A 23,125-nucleotide genomic window follows, 5' to 3' on the forward strand; every position below is an offset into this window, starting at 1 on the left:
CCTCACCGGGCGAGTTCGAGGGCGTAGCCGGGCCACCATTGGCCGGCCGCGGGAGCGCCGTTCCCGCACGCGCCGTCGGACTCGCCCGGCCGTTTCACCCACAGATACGCGTCGACGACCGCGACCCCGGTCCGCGTGGTCGGCGGGTCGCCCAGGGACCGGCCGGCCGGATTGCACCAGTGCCGGTCCCCGGCGCCCTTCTGCGCCGGCCCGTTGCCGTTGCGGCTGGTGTCCACAACGAAGTGGGCACCACCCAGCAACGCGGACAGCTGAAGCCCGTACGCGACGTTGTCCGCCGTGGTCTCGAAGTTCGCCACGTTCAGCGAGAAGCCGGACGCCCGCGCGATCCCCGCCTTCCGCAGCGCCGTCACGAGCGGGCCGGTGTCGGTGATCCACGTCGGGTTCCCCGCGTCCAGGTACACGTGCACGCCGGGGACCGCCCGCAGCTCGCCGACCGCCTCGGCCAGGAGCGTGTAGCGCTCATGGGTGTGCTCCTCGTCGAGGCAGCCCTGCACCGCCTGCGGTATCGCGTCCGGCTCCAGCACGACAAGGGCCTCGTTGCCCTCCAGCGCGGCCGCTATCGCGCGTACCCAATCCCGGTAGGCCTCCGCGTCCTCGGCGCCGCCCGCCGACTGGCCGGAGCAGTCCCGGCCGGGGATGTTGTAGAGCGTCAGCACCGGTAGCCGGCCGGCCGCCGCGGCGGCCGTGACCAGCTGCCGGGCCCGCCGGTCGTAGCCCGGTTCGGCGTCGGCGAACCAGGTGGCGGCGGGCCGGTCGGCGATCCGCCGGATCGCCGCGGCGTCGGCGGTGCGACCGGCCGCCTCCCATTCCCGGACCTGCTCCGCGGCGGCCCCGTTCGGGTCGACGTAGAGCTCCCGGCCGGGTACGTGGCCGCCCCGCTCCGGGGCTGCCACGCTGGCCTGGACCGCGGCCGGGCCGGCCACCACCGGCGACTCCTCGCCGCGCATCGAGAGCACCACGATGGCGGCGAGGACGACGACGAGCGCCGTGCAGGCGGCGGCCAACGGCCACCGGCGGCCGGCCGGCAGGGCGTGCCGGGACATCAGCGCACCCGGATCCAGCGGCCCACCGACGGCACACCTTCGGCATCGGTGAGGAACAGCATGTACCAGCCGGAGGGCACGAGCCCCCTGGCCTTGGGCACGCTCAGCGCCAGCCCGCCGGTCGCCGGGGTGATGTCGAGCGCCACCGACCGCTGGTCCAGGTCGGTCACGTGGGTGACCGCGCTGGGCCGGACCAGGCGGGCCGTACGGACCCGGCCGGCGTCCGGCGTGGCCACCGCGAACGTGGTGCCGCGCTGCACCGCCTCCGGCGCGCCGCCGATCACCGGACGGTCGCCCTTGAACAGGTACGGCGGGGAGTACACCTCGATCCGCTGCTCGAACGTGCCCGGGTTGCGGCCGCTGGGGTCGTACAGCGGGTCGGAGCCCATCGTGATGACCCGGCCGTCGGGCAGCAGCAACGCCTCCGAGTGGTAGTTGCGGCCGACCGAGGACTCCGCGGCGGTCTCGAACTTCCCGGTGCCGGGACGGTAGATCTGCGCGTTGAACAGGTCGCTGCGCGTCTTGTCGCCGTAGCGCCCGCCGCGGTACCCGGACGAGCCGCCGGTGGTGAAGACGGTGTCGTCGGGCAGGATCACCGTGCTCAGGTACCGGGCCGGGTGGGGCAGGTCGGGCCCCGGCTCGTAGACGGGCGCCGGCTGGTCCAGGTCCGCGACGGCGGTCCGTGCGGTGGAGACGGCCGACTCGCCGACCTCGCCCCCGCCGAAGATCATCACCTTCTGGTCCTGGGCCGGCGGCAGCAGCACCGACGAGCTGGTCTCGGTCATCCGCGGGTCGCGCAGCCCGGGAACCTCCTTGAACGTGTTGTTCTTCAGGTTCCACAGGCCGGGCGTACGGCCCTCGGTGTCCGAGCCGTAGCCGGCGTTCGAGCCGGAGAAGAACAGCTTGCCGTCCTTCATCAGGTGCAGCGCCGGGTACGTGGGGAACACCCGCTTGAGCTCCGGGGCGTCCACCCAGCGCCGCTGGTCCTTGAGGTAGCGCTCGTTGTGCCCGGGCAGCATCCGGCCGAACTCGTCGAGGCCGGAGACGGCGAGCACGTCGCCGCCGGGCATCTCGGCGAGCGTCGGGTACCACCGGTGCTCCACCATGTCCCCGGTACGCACGTAGCGCTCGGTCCGCGGGTCGAACTCGTACGACGTCTTGTCCCCGCCGTACTCCTGCTTCTCCCGGGTGATCTTGTCAGCGAGACCGTAGATGTTCCGCTTGTCCGCGCCCGTCAGTCCGGAGACGGTGTACTGCGCGGGGTGGTCGACGATCGGCCCGTCGCCCTCCTCGACGGCGTCCACCCACACCTCGGCGGCGCCGGCGTGGGTCATCACCTCGTCGCCGTGCTTCATCGTCGTGGCGGCCGGCACGGTCAGGTCGTCCCGGGTCCGGTACGCGGTCCCGTCGGCCGACAGCAGCGTCGTGCCCTTCGGGAACGCGCGCGGCCCACCGGTCGCGGACTCGTTCTTGATCTTCATGACGCCGGCCGCGTGGGTGATGTTCTTCTCCAGCACCTCGTACGACTTCGTGCCGCCGGCGATCAGCAGGTTGCCGTTGGGCAGGAAGGTGTGCCCGGCGCAGAACACGTCCGTCGGCGTCGGCACCTCGGAGAACGAGTCCTTCGCCGGGTCGTACAGGACGGTGCGGAAGGTTCCCGCCTCGAAGTTGTCCCGGTTGTTGCCGCTGCCCGCGACGATGAGCACCTTGCCGGTGTTCAGCAGCGCCGCGTGGATCGCGTTGACCCGGAAACCCTGCGGCACGGGCAGCCGCGACCAGTGGCCGTACTTCTGTTTGTACGACTCCCGGTTGATGCTGAAGTCGTGCAGGGCGTCCGCGCCGAACGCGACCATCGGCCGGTTCACGAACACGAGCACGCTGAGCACGACCAGGCCGATGCCGGCGCTGAGCAGCCGGCGGGGCGTCGAGGTGCGGGGACGGGGCTTCATGCGTACGTCTCCACGGGTGCTTCGGTCTCCTTCTGCTGCGGGGTCTCCGGCGGAGGGGTCCGCCGGGCGGTTCTGCGGCGCCGGTATTCCTGACCGGCCCAGATGGCCGGCGGCGCGAGACAGACGATCAGGTTGAGGCCGGGCCACAGCCACATCGCGCCGTCGACGTGCCCGCCGATCGGCGCGGCGATCAGCAGCGCGACGTAGAAGGCGGCCCAGCGCAGGCTCTGCTGGAAGGTGAGCAGCCGGTCCGGGCTGGCCGAGTCGCCCTTCGGCGTGACCACGAACCCGGCCTTGCGGCGTAACAGCGCCCCGATGTACGAGGACACGTAGATCGGCGTGGACAGCGTCGACATCACCATGCCGGCGAGCCCGGACGACCCGGCCTCCTCGTGCGGGCTGGTGTTGTGCCGCCGGTTCCACAGGTACAGCCCGATCTGGAACAGGGCGGCGTCCACGTACAGCATCAGCCAGACCTCCGCCGGCACCTGCACGCCCTTCGCGCCGAGCACGAGGTAGCAGATCGCGTTCACGGCGCCGAGCAGCCAGGCCAGCGCGGTCAGCGGGTAGTACGACATCAGCAGCGCGTAGTGCAGCCCGCGCCGGAACCCGAGCCGCCACGCGAACCGCGCGAACGACCGCAGGACGACCTCGTCGGTGCCGCGGGACCACCGGTGCTGCTGACTGAAGTAGTCGGTCCAGGACGACGGCCCTTCGCCCACGGCCAGGACGTCCGGCGTGTAGACCGACCGCCACCGCTTGCCGGTCTCCGGGTTCCGTCCACTGTGCACCGCGAGGCTGGTGGCCATGTCTTCGGTGATCGAGTCCTGCAGGCCGCCGATGCTGCGCAGGGCGGAGATGCGTACGGCGTTGTTGGTGCCGACCAGCATCGAGATGCCGAGGCGGTTGCCGGCGCGCTGCAGCAACGAGTGGAACAGGTACTGCTGCGACTCCGCCCAGCGCGTGACGACGTTGTCGTAGTTGCCGTAGATCTGCGGGCCGACGACGAACGCCACGTCCGGGTCGCGGAAGTAGCCGAGCAGCCGCTCGCAGAAGTTCGGCATCGGCACGTGGTCCGGATCGACCGACACGAAGACGTCGTAGCCGTCGCCGCGCGCGTCCACCCAGGCGTTGTAGTTGCCGTGCTTCGTCTTCGCCTTGTACGCGCCGGCCTCGGTGTTGTACCGCTCGATCCCTTTGCGGCTGAAGTGCCGTACGCCGATGCGCGCGCACATCGCCTTGACGCCGTCGTCGTTGCCCTCGTCGAGCAGCCAGACGTCGTACGGCCCGGCGTGCCGGATCGCCCTGGCCGCGCGCAGGGTCCGCTCGACCATCTCGACCGGTTCCTTGCCGGGCACGATCGTGGTCAGGAACGCCACGCGCAGGCCGGCGTCGGGGACCATCGGCACCGGGTCGCGGGCCCACAGCGTCGCCAGGCACAGGGTCACCACGTTGACGAGCCGGAACAACTCGATCAGCGCGGTCGCCACGATCATGAACATCGTGGCCGCGTACAGCCACACGTCCAGGCCGGGGTCGGGCACCTGCAGCGACGACAGCAGCCAGCCGAAGAACGTGCTCTCGAAGGCGAACGCGAACAGGGTGATCAGCACGGTGAGCACCGGGCGGCGGCGGGCCAGCGGACGCATCCGTACCGGCTGGGGGCCGTCGCCGTCCGGGAGCTCGGCGGGGCCGGCCAGCACGCTGTAGCCGCTGTACTCGTACCTGCCGGGCAACAGCACGGTCGGGGCGGTGAGAGCCCGCGAGAGCGCCTGATCGGCGGGGGTTCTCGGCGCGGGGATCTCAGTGGAAGGGTGGGCAGGGTCGCGCATGGCGTCCTCTCACATCGGACCCGGGCATGGCAACGGGCGCCGGGCACGACGGGATGCGTCGCGACCGGCGTCCGGTGTGGACGGTCAGGCGGAGAGCGGCACGGCCGGGCGTACGCGCGCCGGAGCGTCGGCCGTGGGCCCGGCGTTGCGCGTCCGGGTGGCCTGGCGCTGGCGTCCCGGCTGGCTCGGCGACGCCCCGCTCAGCGACAGCCGGGCCGGGGTGTGCGCGGGCCGGGCCTTGGTGACGAAGGCACGCCGGGCCGCGGCGAAACCGGAGCGGTCGCCGTACATGTCGCTGCTCATCTCGGCGAGCTCGCGGGTCTCGTACACCTCCAGCGGCACCCGCTCGGTGGCCAGCCGCTTGGCTTTCGCGGCCTGCAGGCGACGGGCGGTCCGGGCGTCGGCGTGCCGTCCGGCCAGCGCGGTGAGCCATTCGGCGTACGCCTCGGGGCGACGCGGGCCGACCTCGTCGACCAGGCCCATCGACTGCGCCTGTGCCACGCTGACCGGCAGCTTCTCGTCGATGAGCCGCTGCGCGGTGTCCGCGCCGACCCGCCGGGGCAGGGTGAACGTGTGCAGCTCGGAGCCGTACAGGCCCATGTCGTAGTACGGGTTCAGCACCACGCCGTCGCGGGCCGCCACGATGTCGGCGCCGAGGCCGAGCATCGCGCCGCCGGCTCCGGCGCTGCCCGCGTACGCGGCGATGACGACCTGCCGGGTGCAGGTGATGATCTCCCGGCACACCTCGTTGATCGCCTTGATGTTCGCCCACGCCGCGCCGGCGGGATCGGCCGCCGCCTCGACGGCGTTGAGGTGGATGCCGTTGCTGAACGCGTCGCTGCCGCTGCGCAGCACGAGCACCCGGGTGTCCTGTGCGGCCGCGTGGCGCAGGGCGGCCAGCAGGCGGTGGCAGTGCCCGGTGGACATCGCGCCGTTGTAGAAGTCGAACGCCAGCCAGCCGACCGACCCGGCCCGCCGGTACCGGATCTGGCGGTACGACGGCGCTTCCGGCTCGACGCCCGCGGGCAGCGGGGAGTGCGGCACACCGCGCAGCCGCTTGCCGAGCAACGTGGTGGCGGGCAGCTTGAAGTGGCCCGGGCCGGAGCCGTCCCGCAGGTGGCCCAGCCACACGCTGCCGTCGCCGGTGCCGACCAGCACGGCTCCCTGCCGGCGGCCCAGCACGGTACCGGGACGGGCGCCGCGGGTCAGGCCGGGATGCGCGTCGTACGCGAAGACCTCCAGCCCGGCCAGCTCGGTGCGGACGCCCGGCGCGCCGTCCGCGGCCCGGATCTTGCGCAGGATCTGGTCGGTCGGCGCGGACCAGTCGAAGGCGCGGTCGGCCTGCGTCATCACCGGCCGCGGCCGGGCGCCCTGCACCTCCACGGTCAGCTCGGTCGCGGGCACCGGCTGGAACGCGGGGTCGGCGGCCTTCGCGACGACCTCGAAGACGCACTCCAGCACCGCGTCGGCCACCGGTCCGTTGTAGAGCGAGGACTTGCGCGGCGCCGCGGCCGGCATCGGGAACGTCCGGGTCGCCCAGATCGGGCCCGCGTCCATCTCCTCGACCGCCTGCAGCGCGGTCACGCCCCACGTCGGCGCGGACTCGGCGATGGCCCAGTCCAGCGAGGACGGCCCGCGGTCACCCACCGGGCCGGGGTGCAGGATCACCGTCCGCCAGTTCTGCCAGACCTGCGCCGGCACGCGGTCCTTCAGGTACGGGCAGACGATCAGCTCGGGCCGCGCGGCGCGGACGCCGTCGATCATGTCCTGCGCGCCGGTGGCCAGCAGGACGCCGACGTCGTGCCCGGCCTCCCGCAGGGCGCACCAGACGCGCTGGCTCAAGCCGTTGAACCCGGACACGAGCAGTAGAACCCGCACATTGCCTCCCCAGACAATCCCCCACAACAGCCCGGCAGTCTGGACCACCCGATTGGCACGATGTCGGACTTGCTGTCCGATAACGGTCGGCCGCGCCGACGTCCCCGGGTGGCGGACTAAGCTTGGGGGCGTACCCCCCGTCCAACTGGCGTCGGGGGTTTTCGATGTGCCTGTCGGGAGAGCTTTTTTCATGCAACTCAGCGGCCTCATCCCGGCCTCCCTGCGTGACCGCGGGCTGGCGCGGGCCCGTGACCTGGCCCGCAAGGGCGGGGTGGACTCCGATGCGCTCGACCTGACCGCCCCCGCCGCGCTGCGCCCGTTCGTCGTCGCGTCCGTCGCCGGACCGGCCGAGCTCGGCGGCGCCGGCCGTCCGGTGCTCGCCGTCACCGCCACGAGCCGGGAGGCCGACGACCTCGCCAACGCGCTCGGCTGCCTTCTCGACCCCGGCCGCGTCGCCGTGTACCCGTCCTGGGAGACGCTGCCGCACGAGCGGCTCTCGCCCCGCTCGGACACCGTCGGCCGCCGGCTGGCCGTGCTGCGCCGCCTCGCGCACCCCGCCGAGTCCGGTGGCGCGCCGCTGCAGGTCGTCGTCGCGCCCGTACGGTCGATGCTCCAGCCGCAGCTCAAGGGCCTCGGCGACCTCGAGCCGGTCGAGCTGCGCGCCGGGGGAGAGGCCGAGCTCGAGGACGTCGCGCGGCGGCTCAATGACATGGCGTACGCCCGCGTCGACCTGGTCACCAAGCGGGGCGAGTTCGCCGTCCGCGGCGGCATCCTCGACGTCTTCCCGCCCACCGACGAGCACCCGTCCCGGGTCGAGTTCTGGGGCGACGAGGTCGAGGAGATCCGCACCTTCGCCGTCGCCGATCAGCGCACCATCGACCCCGTCGAGCGGCTCTGGGCGCCGCCCTGCCGCGAGCTGCTGCTGACCCCGCCGGTCCGTGCCCGCGCCGCCGAGCTGGCCCAGGAGCACCCCGAGATCGCCGAGATCCTCGACAAGCTCGCCGAGGGCATCCCGGTCGAGGGCATGGAGTCGCTCGCCCCCGCGCTCATGGACGGCACGGACTCCATGGAGCTGCTCATCGACTGCATGCCGCGGGGCACGCACGTGCTGCTCTGCGACCCCGAGCGGATCCGGACCCGGGCACACGACCTCACCCGTACCTCCGACGAGTTCCTGGAGGCCAGCTGGGCCGCGGCCGCGGTCGGCGGCCAGGCCCCGATCGACGTCGGCGCCGCCGCCTTCAAGACCCTCGCGGACGTCCGCGCGCACGCCGCCACCCTGCACCAGCCGTGGTGGACGGTCTCGCCCTTCGGTCTGGCCGACGCCGGCGAGCAGCCGTCGGACACGCCGTGGCTGGACACGCCCGAGGTCGACGTGTCACCGGACCTCGGCGACGCGATCGCCCTGCACGCCCAGCCCGTCCCGCTCTACCACGGCGACACCGCGAAGCTCGCCGGCGACCTGCGGCAGTGGGCCGGCGAGCAGTGGGCGATCGCGCTGGTCTTCGAGGGCCACGGCACCGCCCAGCGGGCCACCGAGCTGCTGCGCGACGCCGGGCTCGGCGTCACCCCGGTCGACGCGATCGAGACCGGCATCGAGCCGGGGCAGCTGCTGGTCACCTGCGGCGGGCTCAACCACGGCTTCATCGACGAGGGCTCCCGGCTCGCCATCATCACCGGCAACGACATCACCGGCGGCCGCGGGGCGTCCACCCGGGACATGCGCAAGATGCCGAGCCGGCGGCGCAACACGATCGACCCGCTGGAACTCAAGCCCGGCGACTTCGTGGTGCACGAGCAGCACGGCATCGGCAAGTACGTCGAGCTGGTGCAGCGCACGGTCAACGGCGCCGAGCGCGAGTACATGGTCATCGAGTACGCCCCGAGCAAGCGCGGCCAGCCCGGCGATCGCCTGTTCGTCCCGACCGACCAGCTCGACCAGCTCTCCCGCTACGTCGGCGGCGAGCAGCCCAGCCTGCACAAGATGGGCGGCTCCGACTGGCAGAAGAGCAAGGCGCGGGCCCGCAAGGCCGTCCGCGAGATCGCGGCCCAGCTCATCCAGCTGTACGCCGCCCGTCAGGCGTCCAAGGGCCACTCGTTCGGGCCCGACACCCCGTGGCAACGCGAGCTGGAGGACGCGTTCCCGTACACCGAGACGCCGGACCAGATGGCCGCCATCGAGGAGGTCAAGCACGACATGGAGCTGGCCGTGCCGATGGACCGCCTGATCTGCGGCGACGTCGGCTACGGCAAGACCGAGATCGCCGTACGCGCGGCCTTCAAGGCGGTCCAGGACGGCAAGCAGGTCGCGATCCTGGTGCCCACCACGCTGCTGGCCCAGCAGCACTACAACACGTTCGCCGAGCGGATGGGCCAGTTCCCGGTGACGATCAAGCAGCTGTCCCGGTTCCAGACGCCGAAGGAGGCGGCGCTGACCCTGGAGGCGGCCGCCAACGGCACCGCCGACATCGTCATCGGCACGCACCGGCTGCTCTCCAAGTCGACGCACTTCAAGAACCTCGGCCTGATCATCGTGGACGAGGAGCAGCGGTTCGGCGTCGAGCACAAGGAGCAGCTCAAGGCGCTGCGGGCGTCGGTGGACGTGCTCACCATGTCCGCCACACCGATCCCGCGCACGCTGGAGATGGCGATCACCGGCATCCGTGAGATGTCCACCATCGCCACCCCGCCCGAGGAACGGCACCCCGTGCTGACGTACGTGGGGGCGTACGACGAGAAGCAGGTGGCCGCGGCCATCCACCGCGAGCTGTTGCGCGACGGCCAGGTGTTCTTCCTGCACAACCGCGTCGAGTCCATCGACAGGGCGGCGCGCAAGCTGCGCGAGCTGGTGCCCGAGGCGCGGGTCGCCGTGGCGCACGGCCAGATGGGCGAGGAAGCCCTCGAGAAGGTGATGATCGGCTTCTGGGAGAAGGAGTTCGACGTCCTGGTCAGCACGACCATCGTCGAGTCCGGCATCGACATCCCGAACGCCAACACGCTCATCGTCGAGCGCGCCGACCTGCTCGGCCTGAGCCAGCTGCACCAGATCCGGGGCCGGGTGGGCCGCGGCCGCGAGCGGGCGTACGCGTACTTCCTCTACCCGCGCGAGAAGCCGCTCACCGAGACGGCCCACGAGCGCCTGGCCACCATCGCCCAGCACACCGAGCTCGGCGCCGGCATGTACGTGGCCATGAAGGACCTCGAGATCCGCGGCGCCGGCAACCTGCTCGGCGGCGAGCAGTCCGGCCACATCGAGGGCGTCGGCTTCGACCTGTACGTGCGCATGGTCGGCGAGGCGGTGCAGGCCTTCAAGGGCGAGCGACCCGAGGAGGAGCCCGAGGTCAAGGTGGACCTGCCGGTCGACGCGAACCTGCCGACCGAGTACATCTCCGTGGAGCGGCTGCGCCTCGAGATGTACCGCAAGCTCGCCGAGGCCCGCGACGGCGCCCGCCTCGACGAGGTGGTCGCCGAGATGACCGACCGGTACGGCACCCCGCCCGAGCCGGTCGCCAACCTCATCGCGGTCGCCCGTTTCCGGCTGGTGGCGCGGGCGTACGGCCTTACCGACGTCTCCGTGCAGGGCAAGCACCTGCGCTTCTCGCCGCTGCCGCTGCCGGACTCCAAGCAGATGCGGCTCAAGCGCTACCACCCCGACTCGGTCTACAAGCCGGCCAACGACCAGGTGAGCGTCCCGCGCCCGACGACCCGCCGGGTGGGCGGCGAACCGCTGCGCGACCAGGCGCTGCTGCAGTGGTGCACGCAGCTGCTCAAGGACGTGTTGGGTGACATCCCGGCCCCGGTTACGCCGGGTGCCTCCCGAGCGTGAGAGAGTCATGACCATGCAGCGTGCTCGCCGACTCGCATCCACGGCCGTCGTCGCCGTCCTCGCCATCACCGGCCTGGCCGCCTGCCAGCAGTCGCCCGACGTGGCGGCCTATGTGGGCGGCGGCACCATCACCGAGGACCGGGTGCAGGACATCTACGACCAGGTCCGCGACGAGCTGACCGCCGCGCGGGAGCAGGCCCAGCAGCAGAAGGGCGCCTCCGCCGAGCCGCTGCCGCCGCTCACCATGCCGATCAAGCAGCAGGACGTGCTCAACACGCTGCTGACGGTCGACGTGCTCCGCAAGTCGGCCAAGGAGCACAACCTCCAGGCCGCCGACTCGCCGACCGTCGAGCAGGTCGCCCAGGCGCGGAACTACTCGCCCCAGTGGGAGTACACGAAGCTCTACACGGAGACGTACCGGCTGCGGACCGCGCTGCAGGGCGCCGTCAAGCCGGCCACGCTCACCGACGCCGACCTGCGCGACGTGCACAGCCGGCTGGTCAAGGGCGGCATCGCCGACCCCTCCACCACCTTCGAGCAGTTCAAGAACACGCTGTCGCCGGAGAACAAGTCGCTGCTCGAGACGTACGCGGCGATGCGCGGCGAGCTGACGAAGATCGTGGCGGACGAGAAGGTCAAGCTCAACCCGCGGTACGGCAACCAGGAGGTCGTCCTGCTGTCGGCCCAGGGCTCGGACGGCAAGGACGTGCCGCTGATCGTGCTGCCGTTCGCCGGCGACGACGAGTCCGGCGACCCGTACGTCACCGACGTCTCCGCCGTGGCCGACGTCGCCTGATGCCCGGCGCCGGGCGCATCGTCCTGCTGGTCACCTCCCCGAGGCTCCCGGCCGGGCTGCTCACGGCGGCGGCCTGGGACCTGGTCCGCAGCTCCCCGGTGTACGCCGCCGCCGACAGCGAGCAGGCCACCGCGCTGCGCTCGGCCGGCGTGCCCGTGACGGTCGTCGAAGCCGACCCTGAGCTGCTCGTCGCCGCGCTGGCCACGCACCCCACGGTGGTGTGGCTCGCCGGCGCCGCCGGGGACGAGGACTTCGCCCGCCGGCTCGGTCTCCGGCTCGCCCGGGAACCGTCCCTGGCCGAGCTCGAGCTCTGCTACGGCTCCTGGGACCCGCCCGGCGCCCGGCTGCTCGACGCGGTGGCCGTCATGGACCGGCTCGCCTCGCCCGGCGGCGACCCGTGGAAGCGGCAGCAGACCCACGAGACGCTCGCGCCGTACCTGCTCGAGGAGAGCTACGAGGCGTACGACGCGATCGTGTCGAAGGACCTGGCCGCCCTGCGCGAGGAGCTGGGCGACGTGCTGCTGCAGGTCGTGCTGCACGCCCGGCTCGCCGAGAACCTGCCCGAGGACGAGCGCTGGACCGTCGACGACGTGGCCGGCGGGCTGGTCGACAAGATGGTGCGCCGCAACCCGCACGTCTTCGCGGGCGAGGAGGTCGACGGCGTCCAGGCCATCATCGACAACTGGGAGCGCATCAAGAAGGAGGAGAAGGCCCGGGAATCGGTCCTGGACGGCATCGCGCTGAGCCAGCCGGCACTGTCCCTGGCCGCGAAGATCCTCCAGCGTACGGAGCGGGCCGGGCTCACCGTGCAGCTGCCCACGGGCGACGACCTGGGCGCGGCCCTGTTGCGCCTGGTCGCGCAGGCCCGTGCCGACGGTCTCGACCCCGAGGCGCTGCTGCGCCAGGCCGCGCTGGCGTACGCCGACGACGTGCGGGCCCGAGAGAATGTCGACGTGCGGGCCCGAGAGAATGTCGGACCCGCCGAGTAGATTTCGCTCCATGCCGGAGTTCGTCCCGCTCGCCGAGCGCATCGTCGACGCCATCCTCGCCAGCGACCCCGCCCTGGCGTCGTATGCGGGCGACCACCGCTACGACGACCGGCTGCCCGACCGCTCGCCCGGCGCGGTGGCCGAACGGGTCACCATGCTGCGCGACGCGGCCGACGCCCTCGCGGGCATCGACCCCGACGCGTTCGGCGAGCAGGACCAGGTCGACCACGCGATCCTGTCGGCCGTCGTCGAGCGCGGCCTGTTCGAGCTCACCGACGTGCGCGAGCACGAGTGGAACCCGCTGGCGCACAACCCGGCCCCGCTGCTGCACGCTCTCCTCGCCCGCCCGTTCGCACCCGCCGAGGAGCGGCTCACCAGCCTCGGCGGCCGCCTCGCCGCGGTCCCCGACGCGCTCGCCACCGCCCGCGCGGTGCTGCGCGACGTGCCCCGGCTGCACGCCGAGATCGCGGTCGGCCAGTTCGCCGGCGCGGCGTCCCTGATCCGCACCCAGGTGCCGGAGCTGCTCGCCGAGGCGCCCGGCCTGCGCCCGGCCGTGGAACCGGTGGCCGCCGCCGCGCTGGACGCGCTGGCCGAGTTCGACGGCTGGCTGCGGGCCAACCTCGAGAGCGGCGAGCCGGGCCGCGACCCCCGCCTGGGGCGCCCGCTCTGGGAAGCCCGGCTCTGGCACACGCTCGACACCGAGCTGCCGGCCGCCGAGGTCCTCGCCCGGGCGCAGCGCAACCTCGACGAGGTCGGCGCCGCCCTGCGCGAGGCCGCGGCCGAGCTGGTCGGCGGTCCGGCCACCGACGAGACCGTACGCCGCGCCCTCGGCACGTTGGCCGCCGAGCACCCCGACGAGTCCACCATCGTCGACCTGGCGAAGGTCACCATGGCCGAAGCCACCGAGTTCGTCCGCGAGCACGACCTGATGACGCTCGTCGACGACCCGTGCCTGATCGAGGAGATGCCGGAGTTCGCCCGCGGCGTCGCCGTCGCCTACTGCGACCCGCCCGGCCCGCTCGAGACCGCGGACGTCCCGACGTTCTACTGCATCGCCCCGGCCCCCGCCGACTGGCCCCGCGACCGCGTCGAGTCGTTCTACCGCGAATACAACGACCACATGCTGCGCAACCTGACCGTGCACGAGGCGATGCCCGGCCACTTCCTGCAGCTCGCCCACTCCCGCCGCTTCCGCGCCGGCACCCGGGTCCGCGCGCTCGGCTTCTCCGGCCCGTTCGTGGAGGGCTGGGCGGTCTACGCCGAGGAGCTGATGGCCGGCCTCGGGTTCGGTGGCCTGCCCGTACGCCTCCAGCAGCTCAAGATGCAGCTCCGCATGAGCCTCAACGCGGTCATCGACCAGCTCGTCCACTGCGAAGACCTCCCCGAGTCCGAAGCGATGGCGCTGATGACCACGCGCGGCTTCCAGGAAGAGGGCGAGGCGGCGGGCAAATGGAAGCGCGCCCTGCTCACCTCGACCCAGCTCTCGACCTACTTCGTGGGCTACACCGAAGTCGCGGCAATCGCAGCAGCCCGCCCATTCGGCGCCACCCCCAAAGCCTGGCACGACGCGATGCTGGCGCACGGCTCCCCGCCACCCCGCCACCTCCGCACCCTCCTCGGCGTCTGACGGCCGCTTTCTCTCTCCCGCGCCTGGCTTTCCGCTTCACGAAGACGGTGCCCGCTTGCGGTAAATTCGGCCGGTGCCGGGACTGCCGATCAGCAAGAAGCAGCTGGACAAGCTCGGGGATCGCCTACGCGACGCCGGCAGTCCGGCCGCGGAAGACTTCGAAATGCTGGAAGCCGTTCTCGGTGCCTATGACGAGGCGCTGCAAGAGGTCAGAGAGACGCTTCGCGAGCTCGGCTTCGAGCCGACCGTGAGACTCAAGACCACCGGCACCATCGTCGACAAGCTTCGCCGCGAGCGAAGTTCAAGTCTGAAGACCATCCATGACTTGGCCGGTGCCCGCATCGTGCTCTCCGGATCGCTGAGGGCTCAGGATGCCGCAGTGCGCTTGATCTCGGAGGCATATTCGGACGCCCCTGTCCCTCCGCTCGTCATCGACCGGCGGTCCGATCCTCGAGCGGGCTACCGAGCCGTTCATATGATCTTGAAGATCGGCGGAATCCCTGTCGAGGTGCAACTTCGTACCGAGCTGCAGGACCGCTGGGCTCAGCTCTTCGAGAGGCTCGCCGATGTCTGGGGCAGGCAGATCAGGTATGGGGGCGCACCAAGCGGCGACAGTGCCGACCGCGCCGCTCGTAGGCAGGACATCGTCGACCTCATGATGAAGATCAGCGGCCTCATGGAAGAGCATGAAGCCAGGGGCGCCAAGATCGAGGGGTGGGGGATTCCTGCGCTGCTGCGGAACGCCGGGGTGGGGTTCGCGACTGTCGAGGAGGACGTGCCTGTCGAGTTTCGCGGGGTACGCTCCACGTATCTGGAGTTGAAGGCTGACGAGGCGCGCCTGGACAAGAGACTTCGTGTCTTGTTGACAATGGTTGCCGACATGCTGGAAAGAGAGGTGAATCCCCGATGAAGCACTACCTGGTGGTCTTCGACCGCATCCGCGGTGAAGTGCTCCGCGAGGAGGAGTTCCTCGACCGCGCGAGCGCACTCCGAGCTCGTTTCCAGACGGAGCGCGCCGACGGCGTCTCGGCGGACATGGAGGTCGTCATTCTCGGGGCGGAATCGCCTGAGGCGCTTCGGCGTACGCACGCGCGCTACTTTCAGACAGCCGGCCAGTTGGCACGAGCCGGTCTGGATGGGCTGGCCAGCGCCTGACCGCAGGTGTCCGACCGCGTGGCTTCAGGTGCCGCGGCGGTCGATCAGTTTGGCGGCCGGGGGCGTCTTGAAGGTCTCTTCCGCGACCTGGTCCGCGTAGTGGGTCATCGCCACGTCGATGGTGGTCCGGTTCAGCGTTCCGCTGAAGCTGCCCAGCACGCCCTCATTGGTGACGCAGGTGCGGAAGTCGCGGGCCGCCGCGCCGTCGACGCCCATCAGTTCCACGCAGGTGGCATGGCGGCCGGCGATCGTCGTGTCGTGCTGGTCGACCTGGACGTCCGGGTCGAGGACCGCCTTGTTCAGCAGCGTCAGCAGCGTGGCCGGGGTGATCATGCCGCTGGCGTCGGCGCCGCGGAACACCGTGGGCGGGGGTGGGCTGGTCGGGGTGGCCGGGGCGGTCATCGTGCAGGTTGCCGGCTTGGTGGTGGTGCGGCATTCCGTGGTGGCGTCCGCTGTCACCATCAGTTTGCCGCCCGGGTACACGTAGGCGGACCGGAGCGGCTTCTGCGCCTGGGCGATGGTGGCCGTCTTGCCGCCGGGGAGCTGGTACGTCGCCTCGTACGTGAGGGCCGTCGCGTTGGAGAGCTGGGCGGCGAGGTCGGCGACCAGGTCGTTGCGGCTGAGCCCCTGCGCCGCCGGGTCGTCGAGGTCCGAGCAGCCTGCCGTGGCGGCGAGCGCGAGCAGAGCGGCCGTCGTGAGACGGAGACGGGTGGAGGGCACGAGCCCACCTTTGCCGATGTGCGCAAGCGCGCGCAAACCGGTATTCACCCCGTCGCTCTCCGCAGCCGCACGAGCGTTCCCGAGCAAGCGCAGCGCAGCGTTCAAGCGCGAGTGCGGCTCAGCAGCTGCTGGCGCATCACGTACCGCCGGATGACGCGGGCCTGGCTCTCGTCCGTGGCGAAGATCGCGACGATCTCCACCGACATCGGCCCCGGCGGCACCTGCTGGGGCAGCATCGCGACCCGGGCCGCCACCGCCGAGATGTCGACGATCTCGCTGCCCAGCTGGATCCACAGCTGCAGTTCCTCGCCCGCGACCACGTTCGTGCCCTCGAAGTGGGCGCGCATGCTGTGTTCGCTGATGTCGCGGATCCAGCCGTGGGCGTCCTCCCAGCCGGGCCGGCGCATGATGATGCGTTCGCCGCCGCCGCCCCGGACGAAGAGGCGCTGCTGCTCGATCTCGGCCGTACCCGAGGCTTGCAACTCCACCCGGTTCTCGGCGATGCCGACGACGGCGCAGGGGAGCGCGTACCTGCCGCGGGGGGCGGCGGACCAGCGCAGCGTGACCGGCGTGCCCACCGGGGGCACGGCGGCCTGCGGCGCCGACAGGGTCAGGCCCGCGCCCTCGGCGTGGACGACGCGGACGCGGGCGGCCTGCTCGTCGGAGGCGGTCATCTCGACGTACGAGCCGGCATCGGGGAGGTGCGCGGTGGTAGTCATGGCAACCCCGGAAATCGGCAGAGCGCGTACCGGCTTGAGGCAAGTGCCGCCGGAAGTTCACCGGCCGCCGCCACGCGGGGAACCCCGGCTCGATACCCTCAGGGTCGTGGTCGGCCGCAGGGTCGCGGTCCGAGTTTCATCCGTACGAATATGAGGAGCGACACGACACATGGCCACCATTGAAGCGATCGTCGCCCGGGAGATCCTCGACTCGCGGGGCAACCCGACCGTCGAGGTCGAGGTCGGTCTGGACGACGGCACCATCGGCCGCGCCGCGGTCCCGTCCGGCGCGTCCACCGGCGCGTTCGAGGCGCTCGAGCTGCGCGACGGCGACAAGGGCCGCTACCTCGGCAAGGGTGTCGAGAAGGCGGTCAGCAACGTCGAGGACAAGATCGCCGACGAGCTGCTCGGGTACGAGGCCAGCGAGCAGCGCCTGATCGACGAGAAGATGCTCGACATCGACGGCACCTCGGAGAAGTCCGAGCTGGGCGCCAACGCCATCCTGGGCGTGTCCCTGGCGGTGGCGAAGGCCGCGGCGCAGAGCGCTGAGCTCCCGCTGTACCGCTACCTCGGCGGCCCCAACGCGCACCTGCTGCCGGTGCCGATGATGAACATCCTCAACGGTGGCGCCCACGCCGACTCGAACGTCGACGTGCAGGAGTTCATGATCGCCCCGATCGGCGCTCCCTCGTTCCGCGAGGCGCTGCGGACCGGCGCGGAGGTCTACCACGCGCTCAAGTCCGTCCTGAAGAAGAAGGGCCTGTCGACCGGCCTCGGCGACGAGGGCGGCTTCGCGCCGAGCCTGCCGTCGAACGCCTCCGCGCTGGACCTGATCGCCGAGGCCGTGCAGGCCGCCGGCTTCACGCTGGGCACCGACATCGTGCTGGCGATGGACGTCGCGGCGACCGAGTTCCACAAGGACGGCGCGTACGTCTTCGAGGGCTCGCCCAAGTCGACCGAAGAGATGATCAACTACTACGCCAAGCTGGCGGAGACGTACCCGATCGTCTCGATCGAGGACCCGCTGTCGGAGGAGGACTGGGCCGGCTGGTCGGCGATGACCGCGCAGCTGGGCTCGAAGCTCCAGATCGTCGGCGACGACCTGTTCGTCACCAACCCGACCCGTATCGGCCGGGGCATCGCGGAGAGCGCCGCCAACGCCGTGCTCGTCAAGGTCAACCAGATCGGTTCGCTCACCGAGACCCTGGACGCCGTCGACATGGCGCACCGGGCCGGCTTCAGGACGATGATGAGCCACCGTTCCGGCGAGACCGAGGACGTCACGATCGCCGACCTGGCCGTGGCCGTCGGCAGCGGCCAGATCAAGACCGGCGCGCCGGCCCGCTCGGACCGCGTCGCGAAGTACAACCAGCTGCTGCGCATCGAGGAAGAGCTCGGCAGCGCCGCCCGGTACGCCGGGGCGGGCGCGTTCCCGCGTTACCGCACCGCGTAACGCCCGGTCACGGATCATGGAGTTGTGGCTCCGCGTCCTGTGGGCATAGTGTCCGCAGAGCAGGTGCCGCAACTCCATGGTCTTGGCGAGTGCCGGGGGAGGGCAGGGATGACGCAGCGCCGCACACCGAGTGGGCAGGGGCCGTCGCGCCGCTCCACCGGTCATGCGGGGCGTCCGGGGGTCCGCAACGGCGCCCGGCCCGCGCGCACCCGCGACACCGGCGCCACCCGCATCGAGCCACGCCGTACGGTCGGGACCCGCACCACCGGCAGCCTCAACCGGTCCGGCAGCAGGCCCGCCGCCGCGCGCCGGGCGGCCGCGTCGGGGACCACGAAGCGTACGGTCGCCACCCGCCCGAAGGCCTTCACCGGTCGCGCCACCGTCCTGATCGTCGTGCTGGTCGCGCTGGCCCTCGCGTACACCTATCCGGTGCGGGTCTACCTCGCCCAGGAGTCCCAGATCGCCCAGATGCAGGCCGACCAGGCCAAGCAGCAGGACGACATCCGGGGGCTCGAGGAGGAGGTGGAGAAGTGGAAGGACCCCGAGTACGTCCGCATCCAGGCCCGTGACCGGCTCTTCTACGTCCGCCCGGGTGAGGTCCCGCTGCTGGTCCTGAACGACCCGGCGGGTGCCGCCCGGGACGCGGGCCGGCCCGTGGTGGGCGCCCCCGACCGGTGGTACGACACACTGTGGGGAAGCGTCGCAGCAGCCAATGCAGAATCCCGAAAGTAGATGACGACTCCTTCCGAGACCGATCTCGAGATCGTCGCCGAGCAACTCGGCCGCCGCCCCCGCGGCACCCGCGCCGTCGCGCACCGCTGCCCCTGCGGCAACCCGGACGTGGTGGAGACCGAGCCCCGCCTGGACGACGGCACCCCGTTCCCGACGATGTTCTACCTGACCTGCCCGCGGGCGACGGCTGCGTGCAGCCGCCTCGAGTCCGCCGGCGTCATGCGGGACATGCAGGAACGGCTCTCCACCGACCCGGAGCTGGCGCAGCGTTACCGCGCCGCCCACGAGGATTATCTGGCCCGCCGCGAGGCCGTGCGGCACGTACCGGAGATCGAGAAGGTCTCCGCCGGCGGCATGCCCGACCGGGTCAAGTGCCTGCACGTGCACCTCGGGCACGCGCTGGCCGCCGGGCCGGGCGTGAACCCGTTCGGCGACGAGGTCCGGGCGGCCGTCGAGCCGTGGTGGGCCGACGGCCCCTGCGTGCGGCCCACCGAAGAAGCGTGACGGCCGTGCCGATCGAGATCCGCCGGGCCCGCACGTCCGACATCAAGGCCATCCGCGCGCTCGTGGACACGTACACCGCGGACCGGCGCCTGCTCAGCAAGGCCACCGTCACCCTGTACGAGAGCGTCCAGGAGTTCTGGGTGGCCGTGGACGCCGGCCAGGACCGGGTCGTCGGCTGCGGCGCGCTGCACGTCATGTGGGAGGACCTGGCGGAGATCCGCACGGTCGCCGTCGATCCCGCGTACCGGGGGCAGAAGATCGGCCACCGTCTCGTCACCGAGCTGCTGGACGCGGCCCGGGAGCTCGGCGTGGCCCGGGTCTTCTGCCTGACCTTCGAGACCCGTTTCTTCGCGTCGTTCGGCTTCGCGGAGATCGACGGCGCGCCGGTGCCGCACGCCGTGTACGAGCAGCTGCTGCGCTCGTACGACGAGGGTGTCGCGGAGTTCCTCGACCTGGAGCGGGTGAAGCCGAATACGCTCGGCAACACGAGGATGTTGCTCCACCTTTAGGAGGCCCGGCGTGCAAGTCGCCGCGATCGACTGTGGCACCAACTCGATCCGACTGCTGATCGCCGACGTGGCCGGCGGGGCGCTGACCGACGTCTCGCGGCGGATGGAGATCGTCCGGCTGGGCGAGGGCGTGGACCGGACCGGACGGCTGGCGCCGGAGGCGATCGAGCGCACCCGTACGGCGCTGCTGGGGTACGCCGCGGAGATCGCCGAGCTGGGCGTCGACCGGGTCCGCATGTGCGCCACGTCTGCGTCCCGGGACGCCTCCAACGCGGAGGACTTCCGGTCGATGGTCCGGGCGGTGCTGGGCGTCGAGCCGGAGGTCATCTCCGGCGAGGAGGAGGCCCGGCTGTCCTTCGCCGGCGCCGTGAACGGCCTGAACGCGGAGCCGCCGTACCTGGTGGTCGACATCGGCGGCGGCTCCACCGAGTTCGTGGTCGGTTTCGAGCGGGTGGAGCACGCCGTCTCGGTGGACATCGGCTGCGTCCGCATGACCGAGCGCCATCTGCACGGCGACCCGCCCGCCCCGGCGGAGGTGGCGGCCGCGGAGGCGGACATCACGAGGACGGTCGACGCGGCGCTGCGCAAGGTCTCGGGCCATGGCGCGATGACGCTGGTGGGACTCGCGGGCTCGGTGACGACGGTCGCGGCGCTGGCGTTGCGCCTCCCGGAGTACGACGCGGCCCGCATCCATCACGCCCGCATCCCGTACGACGACGTGGCGAAGGTGACGGCCGACCTGCTCGGCTCGACCGTGGCGGACCGCCGGGACCTGCCGGTGATGCATCCGGGCCGGGCCGACGTGATCGGCGCGGGGGCACTCATCCTGCGGGTGATCATGGAGCGGTCCGGGAAGCTGTCGGTGGTCGCCAGCGAGCACGACATCCTGGACGGGATCGCCTTCTCCCTGGCCTGACCTGCGGGCGACATGCGGACGATCCATCGATTGGACACTACTTCGCATCGCGCACTACTGTGCTCCCCGTGGATACGACCCAGCTCCTCAAGGGAGTGCTGGATCTGGCTGTCCTCGCCGCCCTCCGCGACGAGGACGGCTACGGTTACGACATCCTGCGCCGCCTGCGCACCGCCGGCCTCGGCGAGGTGGGCGACGCCTCGGTCTACGGCACGCTGCGCCGGCTGTTCAACGCCGGCCTGCTCACCACGTACGTGGTGCCCAGCGTGGAGGGGCCGCACCGCAAGTACTACTCGCTGAACGCCGCCGGGCGGGACGAGTTGCAGCGGTCGGGCAAGATCTGGCACGGGTTCGCATCAACGATGGACGATCTGCTTCGCGAGCGGGAGACGGCGTGAATTCCACGGCTCAGGACGAGATCATCGCGTACGTGTTCGCGGTCCGCGCGGCCCTCGGGGACCTGCCCGAGGCGCAGCGCGACGAGCTGCTCGAGGACCTGACCGAGCACTTGACCGAGGTCATGGCCGACGGCGAGGGGTCGCTCATCGACCGGCTCGGCAGCCCTGAGGCGTACGCCGCGGAGCTGCGCGGCACGGCGCCGTTCGTGGGTGGCTTCCCCGACCCGCCGCGGTCTGCCAACCCCTTCGCGGAGCTGCGCGAGCAGTTCGTCCCGCAGCTGCGCGAGCACGTCTACCCCCTGCTGCGGGTGGTGGACGAGCGCCTCGGAAAGCTTCTGGGCTACCCGCGCGCCCGGGACTTCTTCGTGCTGCTGCGCCCCGCCTGGTGGGTGGTGCGCGGCTACCTGGCGGCCATGGTGGTGGCCGTGATGCTGGACGGCACCGGGCAGCCGATCGGCCTGCTGCCGCGCATCGGCGGGAGCGACGTGGTGGCGCTGCTGCTCCTCGGCGCCGCGGTCCTCGGCTCGATCTGGCTGGGCCGCCGGTCGCTGCGGCTGCGGTGGTGGCCGCGTCTCGCCCTGTACCTGGGGTCCTTCGTGCTGGTCATGGTGGCGCTGACCGGGTTCGTGGAGGCCGACAGCAGCACCCGGGACTCGTACTACTCGGACGTCAACTACGACAACCCGTACAGCGGTGTGGAGGACGTGTTCGTCTACGACGAGCAGGGACGCCTGATAGACAACGCGCGCCTCTTCGACCAGAACGGCGAGCCGATCCACCTCGGCAGCGCGTACTGCTACGACGAGTACGGCAACCTGCTCGAGGAATCGGACGCGGGCGTCTACCCGTACTGTCCGGAGAAGGCTCCGTTCCGCATGCCCGGCGCCGCTCCGAAGGCGTCGGCGAGCGTGGAGCCGACGACGACGCCGAGCGCCAAGGGTCGTTGAGACCCGTGTGAACAAACTCCTCGGCGTCGCTCTTCTGGCGGCGCTGCTGGGTGTGCTGGTCCTGACCGTGTTCCGCGGCGGGGACGAGGCGGCGGACGCGGCGGTCGGCGACTGCCTCGCCGCCCCGGTCACCGTGCGGGTCGGCGAGGACGCCGAGGCCGACGCCAAGGTGGTCGGGTGCGGCTCCGCGTACGCCGCGTACACGGTGGTCGGCCGGCTCGACGGCCAGAGCGACCCGCGCACCACCGCCTGTGAGACGTACTTCCAGGCCAACGAGGAGTACTTCGTCTACAGCAGCACGGCCGGCGACGGCTACCTGCTCTGCCTCGCCCGGCGGCGCTGAGCCCGCCCCGGGATACTTGACCGGTGCTCAGCCGTACCCCTGAAGACGTCGCCGCCCACGCGGCCGCCGCGCCGGACCTCACCGTGCTGGACGCCGGCGTCGCGGATTGTTTCGCCTGCCCGCGCCTGGTCACATGGCGTGAGGAGGTCGCGGCCACGAAGCGTGCCGCCTTCCGGGACTGGACGTACTGGGGGCGGCCCATCCCGGGGTTCGGCCCGGCCGACGCGCCGATCGCCATCCTCGGCCTCGCGCCGGCCGCGCACGGCGGCAACCGGACCGGCCGGATCTTCACCGGCGACCGCTCCGGCGACGTGCTCATCGCCGCGATGCACCGTGCCGGCCTGGCGAACCAGCCGACCAGTGTCTCCGCCGACGACGGTCTGGAGCTGCTGCACACCCGCATCTTCGCCGCCGTCCGCTGCGCGCCGCCGGACAACAAACCGCTCCCGGTCGAGCGCGACACCTGCGCACCCTGGATGCGGCGCGAGCTGACATTGATCAAACCCACGCTGCGGGTGGTGATCGCCCTGGGTGGCTTCGCCTGGGCGGCGTGGTGGCCGGCCCTGACCTCCGTGTACGGCGTGAAGCCGCCGGTGCCCAGGCCCGCGTTCGGGCACGGCGCCCGGGTGTCCGTGCCGGGCGCGCCGGACCTGCTGGGCTGCTATCACGTGTCGCAGCAGAACACGTTCACCGGCCGGCTCACCCCGGCCATGCTGGACGACGTCTTCGACAGTGCGAAACGGCTGGCGGGCCTGGCATGATTCGTGT

The 23,125-nt window shown here is 71.7% G+C and carries 21 protein-coding genes; 15 read left to right on the forward strand and 6 right to left on the reverse strand.

All coding sequences use genetic code 11. The annotated features are described in order from the left end of the window. Positions 1-2: 2 nt before the first annotated feature. From IT780_RS36660 to IT780_RS36675, 4 genes are all read right to left on the reverse strand, one after another. The gene (locus IT780_RS36660) at positions 3-1,064 is read right to left on the reverse strand and encodes a glycoside hydrolase family 6 protein (protein ID WP_199516456.1); all 1,062 of its coding nucleotides are present in this window, start codon (positions 1,062-1,064) and stop codon (positions 3-5) included. Then, positions 1,064-3,013, reverse strand: a complete 1,950-nt coding sequence (gene glxA, locus IT780_RS36665; RefSeq protein WP_199516457.1) for a radical copper oxidase GlxA — start codon at positions 3,011-3,013, stop codon at positions 1,064-1,066. Before glxA ends, IT780_RS36660 begins: the two co-directional genes overlap by 1 nt. Then, positions 3,010-4,845 carry a glycosyltransferase family 2 protein gene (locus tag IT780_RS36670; RefSeq protein WP_199516458.1) on the reverse strand — a complete coding sequence of 612 codons (1,836 nt, stop codon included), beginning with the start codon at positions 4,843-4,845 and terminating at the stop codon, positions 3,010-3,012. The genes glxA and IT780_RS36670 overlap by 4 nt, the downstream gene beginning before the upstream one ends. 84 nt (positions 4,846-4,929) lie before the next feature. Continuing rightward, entirely contained in the window at positions 4,930-6,723 is a 1,794-nt protein-coding gene (locus IT780_RS36675; RefSeq protein WP_199516459.1) for an enoyl-CoA hydratase-related protein, read from the reverse strand. A 190-nt stretch (positions 6,724-6,913) separates the two neighbouring features. Between IT780_RS36675 and mfd the strand changes: the two genes are divergently transcribed. The 6 genes from mfd (at position 6,914) to IT780_RS36705 (ending at position 15,116) form a co-directional block, all read left to right on the forward strand. Then, complete coding sequence (gene mfd, locus IT780_RS36680) at positions 6,914-10,549, forward strand: transcription-repair coupling factor (RefSeq protein WP_199516460.1); 3,636 nt, start codon at positions 6,914-6,916, stop codon at positions 10,547-10,549. A gap of 7 nt (positions 10,550-10,556) precedes the next feature. After that, the gene (locus IT780_RS36685) at positions 10,557-11,345 is read left to right on the forward strand and encodes a SurA N-terminal domain-containing protein (protein WP_199516461.1); all 789 of its coding nucleotides are present in this window, start codon (positions 10,557-10,559) and stop codon (positions 11,343-11,345) included. Next, on the forward strand, positions 11,345-12,334 hold the full coding sequence (locus tag IT780_RS36690; protein WP_199516462.1) for a nucleoside triphosphate pyrophosphohydrolase: 990 nt from the start codon (positions 11,345-11,347) through the stop codon (positions 12,332-12,334). The genes IT780_RS36685 and IT780_RS36690 overlap by 1 nt, the downstream gene beginning before the upstream one ends. Positions 12,335-12,344: 10 nt before the next feature. Beyond that, entirely contained in the window at positions 12,345-13,961 is a 1,617-nt protein-coding gene (locus IT780_RS36695; RefSeq protein WP_199516463.1) for a DUF885 domain-containing protein, read from the forward strand. Between the two features lie 73 nt (positions 13,962-14,034). Further along, entirely contained in the window at positions 14,035-14,871 is an 837-nt protein-coding gene (locus IT780_RS36700; protein ID WP_199516464.1) for a RelA/SpoT domain-containing protein, read from the forward strand. Beyond that, the gene (locus IT780_RS36705; RefSeq protein ID WP_199516465.1) at positions 14,868-15,116 is read left to right on the forward strand and encodes a hypothetical protein; all 249 of its coding nucleotides are present in this window, start codon (positions 14,868-14,870) and stop codon (positions 15,114-15,116) included. The genes IT780_RS36700 and IT780_RS36705 overlap by 4 nt, the downstream gene beginning before the upstream one ends. A gap of 24 nt (positions 15,117-15,140) precedes the next feature. On the opposite strand, the gene IT780_RS36710 is transcribed toward IT780_RS36705, so the two are convergent. Beyond that, the gene (locus IT780_RS36710; RefSeq protein ID WP_199516466.1) at positions 15,141-15,836 is read right to left on the reverse strand and encodes a hypothetical protein; all 696 of its coding nucleotides are present in this window, start codon (positions 15,834-15,836) and stop codon (positions 15,141-15,143) included. 101 nt (positions 15,837-15,937) lie between these two features. Beyond that, complete coding sequence (locus tag IT780_RS36715; protein WP_199516467.1) at positions 15,938-16,555, reverse strand: hypothetical protein; 618 nt, start codon at positions 16,553-16,555, stop codon at positions 15,938-15,940. A 169-nt stretch (positions 16,556-16,724) separates the two neighbouring features. Between IT780_RS36715 and eno the strand changes: the two genes are divergently transcribed. The 9 genes from eno to IT780_RS36760 all read left to right on the forward strand — a co-directional run bounded on the left by eno (position 16,725) and on the right by IT780_RS36760 (position 23,118). Continuing rightward, complete coding sequence (gene eno / locus IT780_RS36720; RefSeq protein ID WP_199516468.1) at positions 16,725-18,008, forward strand: phosphopyruvate hydratase; 1,284 nt, start codon at positions 16,725-16,727, stop codon at positions 18,006-18,008. 108 nt (positions 18,009-18,116) lie between these two features. After that, positions 18,117-18,740, forward strand: coding sequence for an FtsB family cell division protein (locus IT780_RS36725; protein ID WP_199516469.1), 624 nt, complete (start codon positions 18,117-18,119; stop codon positions 18,738-18,740). Then, complete coding sequence (locus tag IT780_RS36730; protein WP_199516470.1) at positions 18,741-19,244, forward strand: DUF501 domain-containing protein; 504 nt, start codon at positions 18,741-18,743, stop codon at positions 19,242-19,244. A gap of 11 nt (positions 19,245-19,255) precedes the next feature. Beyond that, on the forward strand, positions 19,256-19,753 hold the full coding sequence (locus IT780_RS36735) for an amino-acid N-acetyltransferase (protein WP_372443889.1): 498 nt from the start codon (positions 19,256-19,258) through the stop codon (positions 19,751-19,753). A 10-nt stretch (positions 19,754-19,763) separates the two neighbouring features. Continuing rightward, positions 19,764-20,669, forward strand: a complete 906-nt coding sequence (locus tag IT780_RS36740; protein WP_199516472.1) for a Ppx/GppA phosphatase family protein — start codon at positions 19,764-19,766, stop codon at positions 20,667-20,669. Positions 20,670-20,737: 68 nt separating this feature from the next. Beyond that, entirely contained in the window at positions 20,738-21,067 is a 330-nt protein-coding gene (locus tag IT780_RS36745) for a PadR family transcriptional regulator (RefSeq protein ID WP_199516473.1), read from the forward strand. Further along, a complete protein-coding gene (locus IT780_RS36750) occupies positions 21,064-22,014 on the forward strand; it encodes an HAAS signaling domain-containing protein (protein ID WP_199516474.1) in 951 nt (316 codons plus the stop codon). Before IT780_RS36745 ends, IT780_RS36750 begins: the two co-directional genes overlap by 4 nt. A 7-nt stretch (positions 22,015-22,021) precedes the next feature. Beyond that, the gene (locus tag IT780_RS36755; protein ID WP_199516475.1) at positions 22,022-22,357 is read left to right on the forward strand and encodes an LppU/SCO3897 family protein; all 336 of its coding nucleotides are present in this window, start codon (positions 22,022-22,024) and stop codon (positions 22,355-22,357) included. A gap of 23 nt (positions 22,358-22,380) precedes the next feature. After that, complete coding sequence (locus IT780_RS36760) at positions 22,381-23,118, forward strand: uracil-DNA glycosylase (protein ID WP_275980024.1); 738 nt, start codon at positions 22,381-22,383, stop codon at positions 23,116-23,118. The last annotated feature ends 7 nt before the right edge of the window (positions 23,119-23,125 follow it).

Origin of the sequence: Nucisporomicrobium flavum (genome assembly GCF_016464385.1) — a bacterium.
GTDB classification, from domain to species: Bacteria; Actinomycetota; Actinomycetes; order Mycobacteriales; family Micromonosporaceae; genus Actinoplanes; species Actinoplanes flavus_A.

Bases quoted from the DNA above. Each gene is read 5' to 3' on its own strand.
- IT780_RS36660 (WP_199516456.1), bottom strand. From the start codon at position 1,064: ATGTCCCGGCACGCCCTGCCGGCCGGCCGCCGGTGGCCGTTGGCCGCC.
- glxA (WP_199516457.1), bottom strand. From the start codon at position 3,013: ATGAAGCCCCGTCCCCGCACCTCGACGCCCCGCCGGCTGCTCAGCGCC.
- IT780_RS36670 (WP_199516458.1), bottom strand. From the start codon at position 4,845: ATGCGCGACCCTGCCCACCCTTCCACTGAGATCCCCGCGCCGAGAACC.
- mfd (WP_199516460.1), top strand. From the start codon at position 6,914: ATGCAACTCAGCGGCCTCATCCCGGCCTCCCTGCGTGACCGCGGGCTG.
- IT780_RS36685 (WP_199516461.1), top strand. From the start codon at position 10,557: ATGACCATGCAGCGTGCTCGCCGACTCGCATCCACGGCCGTCGTCGCC.
- IT780_RS36690 (WP_199516462.1), top strand. From the start codon at position 11,345: ATGCCCGGCGCCGGGCGCATCGTCCTGCTGGTCACCTCCCCGAGGCTC.
- IT780_RS36695 (WP_199516463.1), top strand. From the start codon at position 12,345: ATGCCGGAGTTCGTCCCGCTCGCCGAGCGCATCGTCGACGCCATCCTC.
- IT780_RS36705 (WP_199516465.1), top strand. From the start codon at position 14,868: ATGAAGCACTACCTGGTGGTCTTCGACCGCATCCGCGGTGAAGTGCTC.
- IT780_RS36715 (WP_199516467.1), bottom strand. From the start codon at position 16,555: ATGACTACCACCGCGCACCTCCCCGATGCCGGCTCGTACGTCGAGATG.
- eno (WP_199516468.1), top strand. From the start codon at position 16,725: ATGGCCACCATTGAAGCGATCGTCGCCCGGGAGATCCTCGACTCGCGG.
- IT780_RS36725 (WP_199516469.1), top strand. From the start codon at position 18,117: ATGACGCAGCGCCGCACACCGAGTGGGCAGGGGCCGTCGCGCCGCTCC.
- IT780_RS36730 (WP_199516470.1), top strand. From the start codon at position 18,741: ATGACGACTCCTTCCGAGACCGATCTCGAGATCGTCGCCGAGCAACTC.